Genomic DNA, 16,273 nt, shown 5'->3' on the forward strand with positions numbered 1-16,273 from the left:
ACAGGCCTCACGCCCGCCACACCATCTTCAACACCGGCCGGCCCGAGGTCGGGTTCACGTCGTCGCCGGCATGGGCAAAGCCATTGCGCTCGTAGAAGCGGATGGCGCGGGCATTGTCCTTGTTGACGAGCAGCGTGACGCCAGACGGTGACAGGTGCTTGGCCTCGTCCACCAGCAGCCGTGCCGCATCCGAGCCCCAATGCGCGGGATCGACCACGAGCTGGTCGAGATAGCCGTCGCCGTCGATGGTGACGAAACCGATCAGCGCGCCGTCCTGTTCCGCCACCACGATTTGGGCCTTCGGCACCAGATCCTTGCACCAGCGCTCGCGCCACCAGTCCAGCCGCGCCGCGAAGTCGATCTGCGGATAGGCCTGCTGCCAGGTGCGATGCCAGAGATCGATCGCGGCGGCCTCGTCGAAGGCCGCGTAGGGGCGGAGGTGGAGCGCGCTCACTACCGCTCCGTCAGTTTCAGTTCGATGCGGCGGTTGCGCTTGTAGGCCTCTTCCGTGTTGCCGGTATCGAGCGGCTGGAACTCGCCGAAGCCGGCGGCGACGAGGCGCTGGGCGGGCACGCCGAGCGAGACCAGATATTGCACCACCGAGATCGAGCGCGCCGCGGACAGATCCCAGTTCGACTTGAAGTTCGGACCGTTGACGGGGCGCACGTCGGTATGGCCGTCGACGCGCAGCACCCAGGGAATGTCGCTCGGGATCTTCTTGTCGAGCTCGATCAGCGCGGCCGCCAGGGTGTCGAGCTCGGCGCGGCCCTCGGGCAGCAGCACCGCCTGGCCGGTGTCGAAGAACACTTCGGACTGGAACACGAAGCGGTCGCCGACGATGCGGATGTCGGGGCGGTTGCCGAGGATGGCGCGCAGCCGGCCGAAGAATTCCGAGCGGTAGCGCGACAATTCCTGCACGCGCTGCGCCAGGGCGACGTTCAGGCGAGAGCCCAGGTCGGCGATGCGGTTCTGCGATTCCTTGTCGCGCTTCTCGGATGCATCGAGCGCCTCTTCCAGCGCCGCCAATTGCCGGCGCAGCGCGCTGATCTGCTGGTTCAACACCTCGATCTGCGCCAGCGCCCGCGCCGAGACCGCCTTCTCGGAATCCAGCGCCTTGCCGAGCTCGGCGGTCTTGCCTTGCGCGTCGTTGCCGGCGGCGGCGAGACCGTCATAGAGCCCCTTGATGCGGTCGCGCTCGGTCTCGGCCGAGGCGAGCCCGGCCTTCAATTGCGAGACCTGGTCGTCGAGCGTGAGCTTGCCGAGCTTCTCCAGCGACAACAGCTCGTTGAGCTGGGCGATCTTGGCGTTGAGCTGCTCCAGCGCCTTGTCCTTGCCGGTGACCTCCTGCGACAGGAAGAACTGCACGACGAGGAACACCGACAGCAGGAAGACGATGGACAGCACCAGCGTCGACAGCGCATCGACGAAGCCGGGCCAGTAATTGAAGGCGCCTTCGCTGCGGCGGCCGCGCGCTAGAGCCATTAACGTCTCCGTTTCTTTCGTGTCCCGGACGCGATGCAGCGTGCAACGCTGCTTCGCAGAGCCGGGACCCAGATTCACTCGTCAAATGGGCCCCGGCTCAGCAGCGCATCACTGCGTGCTGCGCTGCGTCCGGGGCACGATGGTTCAGCCAGCCCTCAACTCTTCTCGGGCTGGCGCGCGATCCGCTCCAACAGGCGGCGGATCTCGCGGTTCTGCTCGCCCTGGCCGTCGGCCCATTCGCGGATCATCTGCTGCTCGGTGCGCATGTGCGAGACCAGCGCCTGGATCGCTTCGGCAAGGCTCGCCATCGCCGCCGTGGTGCCGCGGCCGGCGCTGCCTTCCTCGAACACGGAACGCAGGCGTTCGACCGCGGCCTGAAGCTCCCCGCTGGCGACACCGCCGCCGGAGGCGGCGGCGGGCACCTCGCCATTGCCGTATTCGCGCACGGTGGTGGCGAGCCAGTCTTCGAGGTCGGTGTAGAAGCGGTTCTGCGCCTGGCTCGATTGCAGATCGAGGAAGCCGAGGATCAGCGAGCCGGCGAGGCCGAACAGCGAGCTGGAGAACGAGATGCCCATGCCGCCGAGCGGGGCGGCGAGGCCCTCCTTCAGCGTGTCGAACAGCGCCCCGGAATCGCCCCCCACCTTGAGCCCGTCGATCACCTTGCCGACCGAGCCGACCGTCTCGATCAGGCCCCAGAAGGTGCCGAGCAGGCCGAGGAACACCAGCAGGCCGGTCATGTAGCGGGAGATGTCGCGGGCCTCGTCCAGGCGGGTCGCGATCGAATCGAGCAGGTGCCGCATGGTGGTCTGGGTGATGGTCATCCGCCCCGAGCGCTCCCCGCCCAGGATCGCCGCCATCGGCGCCAGCAGCTTGGGGTGACGGGACGGCGCCAGGCCGGGATCGGCGACGCGGAAATTGTTGACCCAGGAGACCTCGGGATAGAGCCGGATGACCTGGCGGAAGGCCAGGATGATGCCGATGAACAGCACGCCGCCGATCAGGGCATTGAGCCCGGGATTGGCGAAGAAGGCCTGGATGATCTGCTTGTAGAGCACCACGCCCACCAGCGTGCACAGCACCAGGAAGACCAGCATCCGCACCAGGAAGACGCTGGGCGAGGACAGTTTCGTGTACTCGATGTCCATGGTTGATCGGGAAGTGCCAGACCGCATGCCAGTATCATCCGTTACGTAAGCTTGCTTGCGGCGCGCACTATGGCACAGCGCCGGCCCAAAAAAAGCGCCGGATGCGCCGATTTCGGGGACAGCTCGGGGAACCCGGACCGGAAGCGGCGCTTTGATAAGCAGGTCTCTGCAGAATTTCGCCATTCGGGGGGCGCATGAGCGTCGTTTCCGCGATCATCGGGACTGCCGAGCGTGTGCCGCTGCCGGACGTGGTGATCCGCGCCGCGATCCAGCGCCTGTGCTCCCGCATGGCGACGCGCCTGTCCGCCCTGGGCGCCGGCGACGATGCCGCCTTTGCCGGCCGGATGATGCTGCGGCCGATCGCCGAGAGCGCAGGTGCCGGGCATGACCAGGTGCCTGCCGCCTTCTTCGCCGATTTGCTCGGTCCCAACCGTAAATTCTCCTCCTGCTTCTACAAGACCGACGCGACCACCTTGCGGGAGGCGGAGGAGGAGGCGCTGCGCCAGACCGTCGAGCATGCCGGCCTGGCCGACGGCCAGGCCATCCTCGAGCTCGGCTGCGGCTGGGGCTCGCTGTCCCTGTGGATGGCGCGGCAGTTTCCGCACGCCAGGGTGACGGCGGTCGCGACCTCACAGGCGCAACGCGCCTATGTCGAGGAGGAGGCGCGGCTGCGCGGATTGCTCAATCTGCGCGTGGTCACGGCCGACATGAACGTGTTCGCGCCCGAGGGGCAGTTCGACCGCATCGTCTCGGTCGAGATGTTCGAGCAGATGCACAACTGGCGCAAGCTGATGACGCGCGCGCGGTCATGGCTCACGCCGGAGGGGCGGTTCTTCATGCACGTCGTCACCCACCGTTCCGGCTCGCATCTGCTTGACCCCGCCGATCGCGACGACTGGATCGCGCAGCATCTCTATACAAGCGGGTTGATGCCGAGCCATCACCTGGTCAGGCAGTTCGACGATATCTTCGCGGTCGAGAAGGAATGGTGCTGGAGCGGGACGCATTACCAGCGCACCGCCAACGACTGGCTCGCCAATTTCGATGCGCATCGCGAGGCCATCGAGGCCGCCTTGCGCAGGGTCTATGGCGAGGAGGCCGCTCTCTGGATCCGTCGCTGGCGCTGGTTCCTGCTCGCGACCTCGGGCCTGTTCGGCTACGCCGATGGAACCGAATGGGGCGTCAGCCACTACCGGATGAAGGCCGCCGAGTAATTGCGATGTTCCGTCGCAGCACGCGCCGGTGGACCCCGACTCACAATCAAGTGACACCGTAAAAGCCTTCTGATCTCAGCAGCATAAGCTGTGTGACAATGAGCCGCCCGCGCCATGCGTTGCATCGCAGCAGATGCATTCTATTTTGGCGGCATCAGCCGCGTGTAAAAGATCCAGAACGGGCCACGCGCGAGCACGATCAGTTTCAACAATATCGGGGCACCCCACTTCATGTCCGGACTTCGCGCGCGATCGGCATGCGTTGCAATGATGCTCGCGGCCCTTGCGCCGCTTCTGGCAGGCTGCGACGAATCCAGCTCCGCGGTGTCCGCCGCCCAGCCGCCCGCTCCTGACGTCAGCATCGTCGTCGTCAAGCCGCAGGCGCGCGCCGTGGTGCGCGAGCTGCCGGGCCGGATCGCGCCGACGCGGGTCTCCGACGTGCGGCCGCGCGTGTCCGGCATCGTGGTCGAGCGCCTGTTCCGCCAGGGCAGCGAGGTGAAGGCCGGCGATCCGCTCTACCGCATCGATCCGCGCCCGTTCGAGGTCGAGGTGATGGCGAATGAGGCCGCGCTGGCCAAGTCCGAAGCCGCATTGATGCAGGCCAGGCAACAGGCGCATCGTATCGCCACCCTGACCAGGGATCGCGCCGCCCCCGAAGCCGAGAACGAGAAGGCGATCGCGGCCGAACGCCAGGCCCATGCCGAGGTCGAGGGCCGCAAGGCCGAGCTCGCGCGGGCCAAGCTCAATCTCGACTATGCCACCGTTCGCGCGCCGATCGACGGCGTGGTCGGTGCGGCCCTCGTCAGCGAGGGCGCGCTCGCCGTGCAGAACGAGACCAATCTCGCCACCATCCAGCAGCTCGATCCGATCTATGCCGACTTCACCCAGTCGGTGACTGAGCTCAACCAGCTCCGCCGTGCCTTCGAGACCGGCGACCTGGAGCGCATCGCCGCCGATGCCGCCAAGGTGCGCCTCGTGCTCGACGACAACACCATCTATTCGCTCGACGGCAAGCTGCTGTTCTCCGACGCCAAGGTCGACGCCCACACCGGCCAGGTGACGTTGCGCGGCGAGTTCCGCAATCCCAAGCGCGAGCTGCTGCCGGGCATGTATGTGCGGGTCCGGATCGACCAGGGTCTCGATTCCGACGCGATCGCGGTGCCGCAGCAGGCGATCCAGCGCAACGGCGGCGGCGGCAGCGAGGTATTCGTGGTCAAGGACGACAACCACATCGCGGTGCAGCCGGTGCGCACCGGATCGGTGCAGGACGGCCTCTGGTTCGTCACCGAAGGCCTGAAGGCCGGCGACAAGGTCGTGGTCGAAGGCTTCCAGAAATTCGCGGCCGGCGACAAGGTCCAGCCGCAATCCTGGTCCGAGGCGGACGCGACCGCGGACAACCGGCACGCCCTTAAGCTCACGCGGTAACCGGGCGGCTTTGCAAGTGTCGTCCTCATCCTGAGGAGCCCGCTGGAAGCGGGCGTCTCGAAGGATGGCCGGGAAAGAGCCGGGCCTTCATGGTTCGAGACGCGCGTTCCGCGCTCCTCACCATGAGGATCTAACGAAACAACGAGGATAAACGGCCAATGCCGAGTTTCTTCATCGACAGGCCGATCTTCGCCTGGGTGGTTGCGCTGTTCATCTGCTTGATCGGTGCGATCGCGGTGCCGCTGCTGCCGATCGCGCAATATCCGATCATCGCGCCGCCTTCGATCTCGGTCTCGACCAGCTATCCCGGCGCCTCGCCTGAAAACCTCTACAACAGCGTCACGCGGCTGATCGAGGAGGAGCTCAACGGCGCAGCCAACATCCTCAACTTCGAATCGACCAGCGACTCGCTCGGCCAGGTCGAGATCATCGCCAACTTCCAGCCGGGCACCGATACCAGCGCCGCCTCGGTCGAGGTGCAGAACCGCATCAAGCGGGTCGAGGCGCGCCTGCCGCGCGCGGTGATGCAGCAGGGCATCCTGATCGAGGAAGCCTCCAGCGCGGTGCTGCAGATCATCACGCTGAACTCGACCGACGGCAGCCTGGATGAAGTCGGCCTCGGCGACTTCATGATCCGCAACGTGCTCGGCGAGATCCGCCGCATTCCCGGCGTCGGCCGCGCCACGCTCTATTCGACCGAGCGCAGTCTTCGTGTCTGGGTCGATCCCGCAAAACTCGTCGGCTACGGGCTGACCGCCGACGATGTCAACAAGGCCATCACCGCGCAGAACGCGCAGGTCGCCTCCGGCAGCATCGGCGCCGAACCGTCGACGTCGAACCAGCGCACCTCGGCGTTGGTGCTGGTCAAGGGCCAGCTGTCGTCGCCGGACGAGTTCGGCGCCATCATCCTGCGCGCCAATGCCGACGGCTCGACCGTGCGCCTGCGCGACGTCGCGCGCGTCGAGGTCGGCGGCCTCAGCTACCAGTTCAACACGCGCCTCGACGGCAAGCCGACCGCCGGTCTTTCGGTGCTGATGTCGCCGACCGGCAACGCGCTGGCCACCGCGAGCGCGGTCGAAGCCAAGATGAAGGAGCTGTCGCGCTTCTTCCCGGCCAACATCAGCTACGAGATCCCCTACAACATCACGCCCGTGGTCGAGGCCTCGATCAAGAAGGTGCTGTCGACGCTGGTCGAGGCCGTGGTGCTGGTGTTCGTGGTGATGTTCTTATTTCTCCAGAACATCCGTTACACCATCATTCCGACCATCGTGGTGCCGGTGGCGTTGCTCGGCGCGTGCTCCACGCTGCTGCTCGCCGGCTACTCCATCAACATGCTCTCGATGTTCGGCATGGTGCTCGCGGTCGGCATCCTCGTCGACGACGCCATCGTGGTGGTCGAGAACGTCGAGCGCATCATGGCCGAGGAGGGCCTGCCGCCGAAGGAAGCGACGCGCAAAGCCATGTCGCAGATCACCGGCGCCATCATCGGCATCACCCTGGTGCTGATGGCGGTGTTCGTGCCGATGGCGTTCTTCCCGGGCTCGGTCGGCATCATCTACCGCCAGTTCTCGGTCACCATGGTCGCCGCGATCGGCTTCTCCGCCTTCCTGGCGCTGTCGTTGACGCCGGCGCTGTGTGCGACCCTGCTCAAGCCCGTCGAGGCCGGCCACGGTCATGCGAAGAGAGGCGTGTTCGGCTGGTTCAACCGCATGCTCGAAGGCGGCAAGGAGCGCTATTCGCGCACCGTCGGCTTCTCGCTGAACCGCACCGGCCGCCTGATGCTGGTCTATGCCGCGCTGCTGGTCGGCCTGTCCTGGGCCTTCGTCAACCTGCCCGGCGGCTTCCTGCCGGTCGACGACCAGGGCTTCGTCACCACCGACGTGCAGACGCCGTCGGATTCGTCCTACGCCCGCACGGAAGCCGTGATCGAGAAGGTGGAGAAATATCTGGCGCAGCGGCCGGGCGTCGACAACGTCACCTTCCTCACCGGCTTCAGCTTCTCCGGCCAGGGCATGAACACCGCGCAGGCCTTCATCACGCTGAAGGACTGGTCGGAGCGCGGGCCTAAGGATTCCGCTGCTGCGATCGTCAACGACATCAACCGCGACCTGGGCTCGTCGATCCGCGACGCAAAGATCTCGGCGCTGCAGCCGCCGCCGATCGACAATCTCGGCAACTCCTCCGGCTTCTCGTTCCGCCTCCAGGACCGCGGCCAGAAGGGCTATCAGCAATTGATGCGCGCCGCCGACCAGCTGATCGCGGAGGCCAATGCCAGCCCGGTGCTGCAGAAGGTCTATATCGAGGGCCTGCCCGAGGCGGGCGTGGTCAATCTCATGATCGACCGCGAGAAGGCCGGCGCGTTCGGCGTCACCTTCGAGGACATCAACAATACCATCTCGACCAATCTCGGCTCGAACTACATCAACGACTTCCCGAACCGCGGCCGCATGCAGCGCGTCGTGGTGCAGGCGGACGCGCGCGACCGCATGCGGACCGAGGACATCCTCAATTACAACGTCAAGAACAGTCGCGGCCAGCTGGTGCCGTTCTCGTCCTTTGCCACGGTGGAATGGGCGCGAGGCCCGACGCAGATCGCCGGCTTCAACTATTATCCGGCGGTGCGCATCTCCGGTGAAGCCAGGCCCGGCTTCACCTCGGGCGACGCCATTTCGGAAATGGAGCGGCTTGCCGGCCGCTTGCCGCGCGGCTTCGGCTATGAATGGACCGGACAGTCGCTGCAGGAAAAGCTGTCGGGCTCGCAGGCGCCGTTCCTGCTCGCACTGTCGGTGTTCGTGGTGTTCCTGTGCCTCGCCGCGCTCTACGAGAGCTGGACCATTCCGCTCGCGGTGCTGCTCACCGTGCCGCTCGGCATCGTCGGCGCGGTCGCGGCTGCGACGCTGCGGAGCCTGCCCAACGACGTCTATTTCACTGTCGGCCTGATCACCATCATCGGCCTTGCGGCCAAGGACGCGATCCTGATCATCGAGTTCGCCAAAGACCTGCGGAAGGAAGGCAAGCCGCTGGTCGAAGCCACCATCGAGGCCTGCCGCCTGCGCTTCCGCCCGATCCTGATGACCGGCCTCGCCTTCATCTGCGGCGTGCTGCCGATGGCCATCGCCCACGGCGCCGGCGGCGCCAGCCAGCAGGCGCTCGGCTCAGTCGTGATGGGCGGCATGATCGCCGTGGTGATTCTGGCGCTGTTGATGGTGCCGGTGTTCTTCGTCTCCGTGCAGCGCGTGCTGGCGGGGGATCGCGAGCCAGCGCCGGCGCGGGAAGCTGAAGCGCACGGCCGGCCGGCGCCAGCGTCGCAGGGCCACTGAAGCTGTCATTCCGGGGCGCGCGTAGCGCGAGCCCGGAATCCATCAAGCCGCAATCACAGTCGATGAATGGATTCCGGGCCCGCGCCGAGAGGCGCGTCCCGGAATGACGAGCGGAGATTACCTCCGCAAGATCCTCACCAGCTCCCCGTGCACGTACTCATTGCCGCACACGACGTGCCCCGTGACCAGCGGGTCGCCCGGCGTGGCGATATCGCTCACGGTGCCGCCGGCTTCGCGCACCATCAGCATACCGGCGGCGATATCCCAGGATTGCAAATCGCGCTCCCAATAGCCGTCGAGGCGGCCGGCGGCGACGAAGGCGAGATCGAGCGAGGCGGCGCCGAAGCGGCGGAGGCCGGCGACGCGGTCCTGGATCGCGGTCATCTCGCGGCGGAATTCCTCGTGATCGCCGCGGCCGATATGGGGCAGGCCGCAGGCGACCACGCATTCGCTCAGCTGGCGGCGGCCGGCGACGCGCAGGCGCTGGTCGTTGAGGAAGGCGCCCTTGCCGCGCTCGGCGATGTAGAGCTCGTCATTGGCGGGGTTGTAGATCACGCCGGCGATTACGGTGCCTTCGCGGGCAAGGCCGATCGAGATCGCAAATTGCGGGATGCCGTGCAGGAAGTTGGTGGTGCCGTCCAAGGGATCGACGATCCAGGTGTGGCTCTTGTCGGTGCCCTCGCGCTGTCCCCCTTCCTCGCCGATGAAGCCGTAGCCGGGCCGGGCCTTGGCGAGGTCCTGGTAGAGGATCTCCTCGGCGCGTTTGTCGGCGAGCGAGACGAAATTGGCCGGCCCCTTCAGCGAGACCTGGAGATGCTCGATCTCGCCGAGATCGCGCTTGAGGCTGCGGCCGGCGCGGCGCGCGGCCTTGACCATGACGTTGATAGTGGCGGAATACAGCATGTGCTTCTGGTCTTGATCGGGGAGAGGGGCGCGGAAACACGCCTGTTTGGGGGACTGGGTGCCCCGTGAGGGGCCCCGCGTCAAGTCATTTGGACCCGAGCCACTTCCTGGCGGCGGCCTCGGCCTTGGCGCGGTCATCGGCCGGCAGATCGGAGAGCTGCTTGTCGAGCTCGGGGTCGCCCTTGCCTGATGTCTTGGCCACCAGGTGCCATTTGAAGCCCTCGATCTTGTCCACGGGCGTGCCCACGCCGTTGATCAGCACCCATGCGAGGCGGTTCTGCGCGATCGCGCTGCCCTGGCGGGAGGCCTTGCGGAGCAGGGCGACGGCGGCCGGCTGGTTCTTCGGCGTGCCGGTGCCGTTGAACATCGCGATGGCATATTCGACCTCGGCATCGACATTGTCGGCGAGCGAGGCGGCCTGGAGCAGCCGCACCGCGCGTTCGGGGTCCTTCGGCACGCCGGTGCCTTCCTTGTAGAAGGTCGCGAGCGCGTATTGCGCTTCGGGCAGGCCTGCATCGGCGGCCTGGCGCAGCAGCTCCGCCGAACGCCTGATGTCCTGCGGCAGCGTCTGGCCGTCCAGATAGAGCAAAGCGAGGTTATAGGCCGCCTTGGGCTCGCCGAGCTTGGCGGCGGAGGCCATCAGCTTGACCGCCTCGCTTTTGTCGACCGGGCCGCCGCGACCGGAAATGCGCAGCATGGCGAGCGCGAACATCGCCTCGCGATCGCCGGAATCGGCGGCGCGCTTGTACCATTCGGCCGCTTTGGCGTAATCGCGCCTTATGCCCATGGCGTTGGAATAGAGCTCGCCGAGCATGGTCATCGCCTTGGCATCGCCCCCTTGCGCCCGGGCGGTGGCGAGCTCGAACGCCGTCTTGTATTGGCCGCGCTGATAGGCGCCGAACACCAGATCGACGTTGGGATCGTCGGACGGCGGCGCGGGGATCACGGTTGCCGGCTTGGGCGAGGCGGACGGCTTTGGAGATGAAGAGGGCTTCGGCGCCGGCGCGGCCTCCTTCTTCTTGGCCGGCGCGGGCGGCTTCGGCTTCTGCTTCTCTGCCGGTGCGCTCGGCGTCGTCGCCGGCGGGGTGATCTGCAGCTGCGCGGCCGCGGGCACTGTCAGCAGCAGCGTGGCCAGCATGGTGATGCACGGGAGCTTCATGTCGGGCGCTAGCCGTGCTCCTGGCGCGCAGGATCTTGGCTCGCAGGATCTTGGCCGGCCAGCGCCGTCGCATGGGCCTTCTTGATCGCGGCGTCGGCCTCGATCAGCGCGGCCTTGGGCCCGCGCGGATCGGCCCAGATGAAGTCGCCGACCAGCACGAAATCGGCGCCGCTAAGGGCGAAATCGTGGGCCTCGTCCAGCGAAATGGCGAAGCCGACGCAGGGCGGCTCGAACAGCTCGGCCCACCAGTCCAGCCGCTCGGCGATCGCCTGCGCCGAGGGACGCTGGCCTTTCGCATCGGGCTCGCCGAACAGCACGTAATCCGCGCCCATCTCGCCCGCATCCATGGAATGGTGCCGCGTCGTCAGCCCGCCGACACCGGCGATGCGATCTGGCTTGAGCGACGGCAGCGCCTCCTTCAGCGCGGCGATGCCGGGCAGGTGCGCGCCGTCGGCGCCGCCGCGCGCGACGATCTCGGGATGGCCGTCGACGAGGAGTGCCGCGCCCGCCTTCTGCACCAGCGGCGCCAATGCCTTGACGCGCGAGGTCATGCTGCGCTGATCTGTCTCCTTCAGCCGCAGCAGCACGGCGGCGACGTCGGCGGACGCGATCAGCTCGGGCAGCGCGGCGACCAGCGTCGCGGGATCGTCGACGACGGGCGTCGCGAGATAGAGACGCGGCGCCGGGCGCGGCGGAAGCGGTTTGTTCGACAAGGTCTAGGCTGCCTTCTGTTCCAGGCTGCTTTGCCATTCGCCCTTGGAGGCGAGGCCGTTCATGCGCGCGCGATGGCTGAAGGCGCGCTGGCCGGCCGCGACGTTCTCAGGCCTCCCGGCCCAGGCCTTCTGCGGCGCGGCCTGCAGCGCGCGGCCATAGGAGAAGGTCAGGTCCCAGGGCAGCGGACCGAGCTTGTGCATGGCGTTGAGATGCGCGGTTGCCTCCTCGTCCGACTGGCCGCCGGAGAGGAAGGCGATGCCTGGCACCGCCGCCGGCACGCAGGCCTTCAGCAGCCGGATCGTCTTCTCCGCGACCTCCTCGACGGAGGCCTGCTTTGCGCATTTCTTGCCAGAGATCGCCATGTTCGGCTTCAGCACCATGCCTTCCAGCGCGACGCGCTGCACGCGCAGCTCCTGGAAGGTCTTGTTGAGCACGCGTTGCGTCACCTCATAGCAGCGCTCGATGTCGTGGTCGCCGTCCATCAGTACCTCCGGCTCGACGATCGGCACGATCTGCGCGGCCTGGCACAGCGCGGCATAGCGCGCCAGCGCGTGGGCGTTGACGCTGATCGCGGTCATCGAGGGGATGCCGCTGCCGATGTCGATCACCGCGCGCCATTTGGCGAAGCGCGCGCCGCGCTCGTAATATTTCTTCAGGCGCTCGGCGAGCTTGTCGAGCCCGACGGTGACTGTTTCACCCGGGCACATCGGTAAGCCTTGCGTGCCTTCGTCGACCTTGATGCCGGGGATGGCGCCAGCCTGCTCGATCAGCTTGACCAGCGGCGTGCCGTCCTTGGCATTCTGCCAGATCGTCTCGTCATAGAGGATCACGCCAGAGATGTATTGGCTCATGGCGTCCTTGGAGCGAAACAGCATCTCGCGATAGTCGCGGCGGTTCTCTTCCGTCGATTCCACGCCGATGGCGTCAAAGCGCTTCTTGATGGTGCCGGAGGATTCGTCGGCGGCAAGGATGCCCTTGCCCGGCGCGACCATGGCGGTCGCGATTCTGTTGAGCTCAGTCAGATTCATCGAGAGGTCCTCCCAAAACGATTCTGCCCTTGCCCGTGAAAATAGACCGTTCTCGGGCAATTGCCGAGTTATCGTTCGTCGCAGGGTAAAGGGGGGCGGGAGGCGGGGGGCTTCGCCTCTCCTCGCCTGCGGGGAGAGGCCGGATTTTGCGCGCAGCGTAAAATCCGGGTGAGGGGGACTCTCCGCGAGTCCGTCTGTCACCAATTATGCGGAAACAGCCCCTCACCCCGCCCTCTCCCCGCAAGAGCGGGGCGAGGGGGACGAGAGAGCGTGCAACGTGGCCCTCAAGCCACCTTGGGATCCAGCTCGCCCTTGGCGTAGCGCTTGGCCATCTCGGCGGTGGTCAGCACCTTCTTGATCTTGGAGGCCTGGCCCGCGGTGTTGAACTCCTGCAGGCGCTGCTTGCACAGCTTGGTCATCGCCTCCATCGCCGGCTTCAGGTACTTGCGCGGATCGAACTCTTCCGGGTTGTCCTTCAGCACTTTGCGGATCTGGCCGGTCATGGCCATGCGGTTGTCGGTGTCGATGTTGATCTTGCGCACGCCGTTCTTGATGCCGCGCTGGATCTCGGCCACCGGCACGCCCCAGGTCGGCTTCATCTTGCCGCCATAGGCGTTGATGATGTCCTGCAGGTCCTGCGGCACCGAGGAGGAGCCGTGCATGACGAGATGCGTGTTCGGCAGCTTGCGGTGGATCTCCTCGATCACGTTCATGGCGAGGATGTCGCCGTCGGGCTTGCGGGTGAATTTGTAAGCACCGTGCGAGGTGCCCATCGCGATCGCGAGCGCGTCGACCTTGGTCTCCTGCACGAACTTCACGGCCTCGTCCGGATTGGTCAGGAGCTGGTCGTGGCTGAGCTTGCCTTCGGCGCCGTGGCCGTCTTCCTTGTCGCCCATGCCGGTTTCGAGCGAGCCGAGCACCCCGAGCTCACCCTCGACCGAGATGCCGCCGAGATGGGCCATGTCGGTCACGGTCTTGGTGACGCCGACATTGTAGCCCCAGTCGCCGGGGGTCTTGCCGTCGGCCTTGAGCGAGCCGTCCATCATCACCGAGGTGAAGCCGGCCTGGATCGCGGTCATGCAGGTCGCCGGCTCGTTGCCGTGGTCGAGATGCACGCAGACCGGAATGTGCGGATAGATTTCGGTCACCGCGTCCATCATGTGCTTGAGCATGACGTCGTTGGCGTAGGAGCGCGCACCGCGCGAGGCCTGGATGATGACGGGCGCATCGACCTGGTTGGCCGCGTCCATGATCGCCAGCGCCTGCTCCATGTTGTTGATGTTGAAGGCCGGTACGCCGTAATCGTTCTCCGCCGCGTGGTCGAGCAATTGACGTAACGTGATCCGAGCCATCTGTCTTTGTCTCCCGTTGGGGCCTGCAAGGGCCGCTTGATTACTTGCTACGCAGAACTTCAACGCCGGGCAGGGGCTTGCCTTCCATCCATTCAAGGAACGCGCCACCGGCGGTCGACACATAGGTGAAGTCACCGGCCACATGGGCCTGGTTGAGCGCGGCGACGGTGTCGCCGCCGCCCGCGATCGAGATCAGCTTCTTGGCCTTGGTGCGCTCGGCGGCGTGCTTGGCGGCCGCGACCGTGCCGCGGTCGAACGGCTGCATCTCGAACGCGCCCAGCGGTCCGTTCCAGACCAGCGTCGCCGCATCGTCGATCGCGGCGTGGACGCGCGCAATCGATTGCGGGCCGACGTCGAGGATCATGCCGTCGGTCGGGATCGCGTCGAGCCCATAGGCATGCGACGGCGCGTTGGCGGCGAAGTGGTAGGCGACGGTGGCGTCGACAGGGAGGATGATGGCGCAATTGGCGGCTTCAGCCTTCTCCATGATGCGCAGCGCGGTCGGTGCGAGATCCTTCTCGGCCAGCGACTTGCCGACCGCAACGCCCTGCGCGTGCAGGAAGGTGTTGGCCATGCCGCCGCCGATCACGAGCGCGTCGACCTTGGTCACGAGGTTTTCCAAGAGGTCGATCTTGGTCGAGACCTTGGCGCCGCCGATGATGGCGATGACAGGCTTGGTCGGCGAGCCCAGCGCCTTCTCCAGCGCGTCCAGCTCGGCCTGCATGGTGCGGCCGGCATAGGCCGGCAGCTTGTGGCCGAGGCCTTCGGTCGAGGCGTGGGCGCGGTGCGCGGCCGAGAACGCGTCATTGACCCAGATGTCGCCGAGTTTTGCCAGTTCCGCGACGAAGGCCGGATCGTTCTTTTCCTCTTCCTTGTGGAAGCGGGTGTTTTCGAGACAGAGAATGTCGCCGTCGTTCAGGGCTGCAACCGCCTTGGCCGCGGGCTCGCCGATGCAATCCTCGGCAAACGCAACGGGCTTCTTCACCACCTTCGCCAGCGCCTCGGCGACGGGCCTCAGCGAGTCCTTGGCGTCGCGGCCCTTCGGCCGGCCGAAATGCGCGAGCAGGATGACCTTGCCGCCCTTGTCCGCGATCTCGGTGATGGTCGGCGCAACGCGCTCGAGCCGGGTGGCGTCGGTGACGCGCCCGTTCTCCATGGGCACGTTGAGGTCGACGCGCAGCAGCACGCGCTTGCCCTTCACGTCGACGTCATCGAGGGTGCGGAATTTGTTGGTCATCTCTCTTGTCCCGGGCGCTGCGATAGCAGCGGAGCGATGCGCTGCAGAACCGGGACCCACATGACAGCGAGTCCCGCGGTTGAATGGGTCCCGGCTTTGCGGAGCAGCGCTTGCGCGCTGCACCGCAGCCGGGACACGAGACCCCGATCAGATCACCTTCGCCAGCGCGACGGCGGTGTCCGCCATGCGGTTCGAGAAGCCCCACTCGTTGTCGTACCAGGACATCACGCGCACCAGCGTGCCGTTCTGCACCTTGGTCTGGTCCTCGTGGAAGGTCGAGGAGTGCGGATCGTGGTTGAAGTCGATCGAGACGTTGGGCGCGCTGGTGTAGCCGAGGATGCCCTTGAGCTGCTGCTCGCTGGCGCGCTTCATCGCCGCGTTGACTTCCTTGGCGTCGGTTGAGCGCTTGGCGACGATCTTGAGGTCGACGACCGAGACGTTCGGGGTCGGCACGCGGATCGCGACGCCGTCGAGCTTGCCCTTCAGCTCGGGCAGCACGAGGCCGATCGCTTTCGCGGCACCGGTCGAGGTTGGGATCATCGACATCGCAGCGGCGCGGCCGCGGTAGAGATCCTTGTGCAGCGTGTCCAGCGTCGGCTGGTCGCCGGTATAGGCGTGGATCGTGGTCATGAAGCCAGTCTCGATGCCGACGAGATCGTTCAGCACCTTGGCAACCGGCGCAAGGCAGTTGGTGGTGCAGCTGCCGTTGGAGACGACCAGATGATCCTTGGTCAGCGTGTCGTGGTTGACGCCGTAGACGATGGTGGCGTCGGCGCCGTCGGCGGGGGCGGAGACCAGCACGCGCTTGGCGCCGGCGGTCAGATGCGCGCTAGCCTTGTCCTTCGAGGTGAAGATGCCGGTGCATTCCAGCGCGATGTCGACGCCGAGATCCTTCCAGGGCAGCTTCGAGGGATCGCGCTCGGCGGTCACCTTGATCTTGCCGTTGCCGAGGCTGATGGAATCGCCATCGACGGTGACGGTGCCGGGGAAGCGGCCATGGACGCTGTCGAAGCGGAGGAGATGGGCGTTGGTCTCGACCGGGCCGAGGTCGTTGATGCCGACGACCTCGATATCCTTGCGGCCTGACTCGGCGATAGCCCGCAGGACGTTGCGGCCGATGCGGCCAAAACCGTTAATTCCGACGCGGACTACCATGTTTCGTCTCCTTCAATGACCGTTGTCATCCCGCACAACGCGCTATACGCGCCTGCGAGGGTTTTTTAGGGGCGGACGCCCGGTTCGGCCGGGCGGTGCTTGATCATATGGGAGATTAGGTAGTCCTTTTTTGCGGCAA

General features: G+C 66.3%; 13 protein-coding genes. 3 read left to right on the plus strand and 10 right to left on the minus strand.

The features are described from left to right. Positions 1–7: 7 nt before the first annotated feature. The 3 genes from AB7M16_RS26630 to AB7M16_RS26640 form a co-directional block, all read right to left on the minus strand. Complete coding sequence (locus tag AB7M16_RS26630; protein WP_453945524.1) at positions 8–454, minus strand: GNAT family N-acetyltransferase; 447 nt, start codon at positions 452–454, stop codon at positions 8–10. Continuing rightward, positions 454–1,482, minus strand: a complete 1,029-nt coding sequence (locus AB7M16_RS26635) for a peptidoglycan -binding protein (RefSeq protein WP_172784852.1) — start codon at positions 1,480–1,482, stop codon at positions 454–456. Before AB7M16_RS26635 ends, AB7M16_RS26630 begins: the two co-directional genes overlap by 1 nt. A gap of 155 nt (positions 1,483–1,637) precedes the next feature. After that, positions 1,638–2,654: a flagellar motor protein MotA gene (locus AB7M16_RS26640; protein ID WP_212254200.1), complete on the minus strand. Its 1,017-nt coding sequence runs from the start codon at positions 2,652–2,654 to the stop codon at positions 1,638–1,640. A 167-nt stretch (positions 2,655–2,821) separates the two neighbouring features. Here AB7M16_RS26640 and AB7M16_RS26645 point away from each other — a divergent pair, with 167 nt between their 5' ends. The 3 genes from AB7M16_RS26645 (at position 2,822) to AB7M16_RS26655 (ending at position 8,586) form a co-directional block, all read left to right on the plus strand. Then, positions 2,822–3,841 carry an SAM-dependent methyltransferase gene (locus AB7M16_RS26645; protein WP_453945525.1) on the plus strand — a complete coding sequence of 340 codons (1,020 nt, stop codon included), beginning with the start codon at positions 2,822–2,824 and terminating at the stop codon, positions 3,839–3,841. Between the two features lie 231 nt (positions 3,842–4,072). Continuing rightward, entirely contained in the window at positions 4,073–5,266 is a 1,194-nt protein-coding gene (locus AB7M16_RS26650; protein WP_212254202.1) for an efflux RND transporter periplasmic adaptor subunit, read from the plus strand. A 158-nt stretch (positions 5,267–5,424) separates the two neighbouring features. Beyond that, positions 5,425–8,586 carry a multidrug efflux RND transporter permease subunit gene (locus tag AB7M16_RS26655; protein WP_172784848.1) on the plus strand — a complete coding sequence of 1,054 codons (3,162 nt, stop codon included), beginning with the start codon at positions 5,425–5,427 and terminating at the stop codon, positions 8,584–8,586. 117 nt (positions 8,587–8,703) lie between these two features. On the opposite strand, the gene AB7M16_RS26660 is transcribed toward AB7M16_RS26655, so the two are convergent. The 7 genes from AB7M16_RS26660 to gap form a co-directional block, all read right to left on the minus strand. After that, entirely contained in the window at positions 8,704–9,489 is a 786-nt protein-coding gene (locus tag AB7M16_RS26660) for an inositol monophosphatase family protein (RefSeq protein WP_260382070.1), read from the minus strand. Positions 9,490–9,574: 85 nt separating this feature from the next. Beyond that, positions 9,575–10,648, minus strand: coding sequence for a tetratricopeptide repeat protein (locus AB7M16_RS26665; RefSeq protein ID WP_453945526.1), 1,074 nt, complete (start codon positions 10,646–10,648; stop codon positions 9,575–9,577). A gap of 8 nt (positions 10,649–10,656) precedes the next feature. After that, positions 10,657–11,361 carry a thiamine phosphate synthase gene (locus AB7M16_RS26670; RefSeq protein ID WP_453945527.1) on the minus strand — a complete coding sequence of 235 codons (705 nt, stop codon included), beginning with the start codon at positions 11,359–11,361 and terminating at the stop codon, positions 10,657–10,659. Positions 11,362–11,364: 3 nt separating this feature from the next. Further along, complete coding sequence (locus AB7M16_RS26675) at positions 11,365–12,390, minus strand: class I fructose-bisphosphate aldolase (protein WP_453945528.1); 1,026 nt, start codon at positions 12,388–12,390, stop codon at positions 11,365–11,367. A 284-nt stretch (positions 12,391–12,674) separates the two neighbouring features. Beyond that, the gene (fba, locus tag AB7M16_RS26680) at positions 12,675–13,742 is read right to left on the minus strand and encodes a class II fructose-bisphosphate aldolase (RefSeq protein ID WP_025034030.1); all 1,068 of its coding nucleotides are present in this window, start codon (positions 13,740–13,742) and stop codon (positions 12,675–12,677) included. A 40-nt stretch (positions 13,743–13,782) separates the two neighbouring features. Continuing rightward, on the minus strand, positions 13,783–14,979 hold the full coding sequence (locus AB7M16_RS26685) for a phosphoglycerate kinase (RefSeq protein ID WP_453945529.1): 1,197 nt from the start codon (positions 14,977–14,979) through the stop codon (positions 13,783–13,785). 147 nt (positions 14,980–15,126) lie between these two features. After that, positions 15,127–16,134, minus strand: a complete 1,008-nt coding sequence (gene gap, locus AB7M16_RS26690) for a type I glyceraldehyde-3-phosphate dehydrogenase (RefSeq protein WP_172784841.1) — start codon at positions 16,132–16,134, stop codon at positions 15,127–15,129. Positions 16,135–16,273: the final 139 nt, after the last annotated feature.

Source organism: Bradyrhizobium sp. USDA 372, from assembly GCF_053629095.1.

Coding starts and splice junctions, on each gene's coding strand:
- AB7M16_RS26635 (WP_172784852.1), bottom strand. CDS start 1,482: ATGGCTCTAGCGCGCGGCCGCCGCAGCGAAGGCGCCTTCAATTACTGG.
- AB7M16_RS26640 (WP_212254200.1), bottom strand. CDS start 2,654: ATGCGGTCTGGCACTTCCCGATCAACCATGGACATCGAGTACACGAAA.
- AB7M16_RS26645 (WP_453945525.1), top strand. CDS start 2,822: ATGAGCGTCGTTTCCGCGATCATCGGGACTGCCGAGCGTGTGCCGCTG.
- AB7M16_RS26650 (WP_212254202.1), top strand. CDS start 4,073: ATGTCCGGACTTCGCGCGCGATCGGCATGCGTTGCAATGATGCTCGCG.
- AB7M16_RS26655 (WP_172784848.1), top strand. CDS start 5,425: ATGCCGAGTTTCTTCATCGACAGGCCGATCTTCGCCTGGGTGGTTGCG.
- AB7M16_RS26660 (WP_260382070.1), bottom strand. CDS start 9,489: ATGCTGTATTCCGCCACTATCAACGTCATGGTCAAGGCCGCGCGCCGC.
- AB7M16_RS26665 (WP_453945526.1), bottom strand. CDS start 10,648: ATGAAGCTCCCGTGCATCACCATGCTGGCCACGCTGCTGCTGACAGTG.
- AB7M16_RS26675 (WP_453945528.1), bottom strand. CDS start 12,390: ATGAATCTGACTGAGCTCAACAGAATCGCGACCGCCATGGTCGCGCCG.
- fba (WP_025034030.1), bottom strand. CDS start 13,742: ATGGCTCGGATCACGTTACGTCAATTGCTCGACCACGCGGCGGAGAAC.
- AB7M16_RS26685 (WP_453945529.1), bottom strand. CDS start 14,979: ATGACCAACAAATTCCGCACCCTCGATGACGTCGACGTGAAGGGCAAG.
- gap (WP_172784841.1), bottom strand. CDS start 16,134: ATGGTAGTCCGCGTCGGAATTAACGGTTTTGGCCGCATCGGCCGCAAC.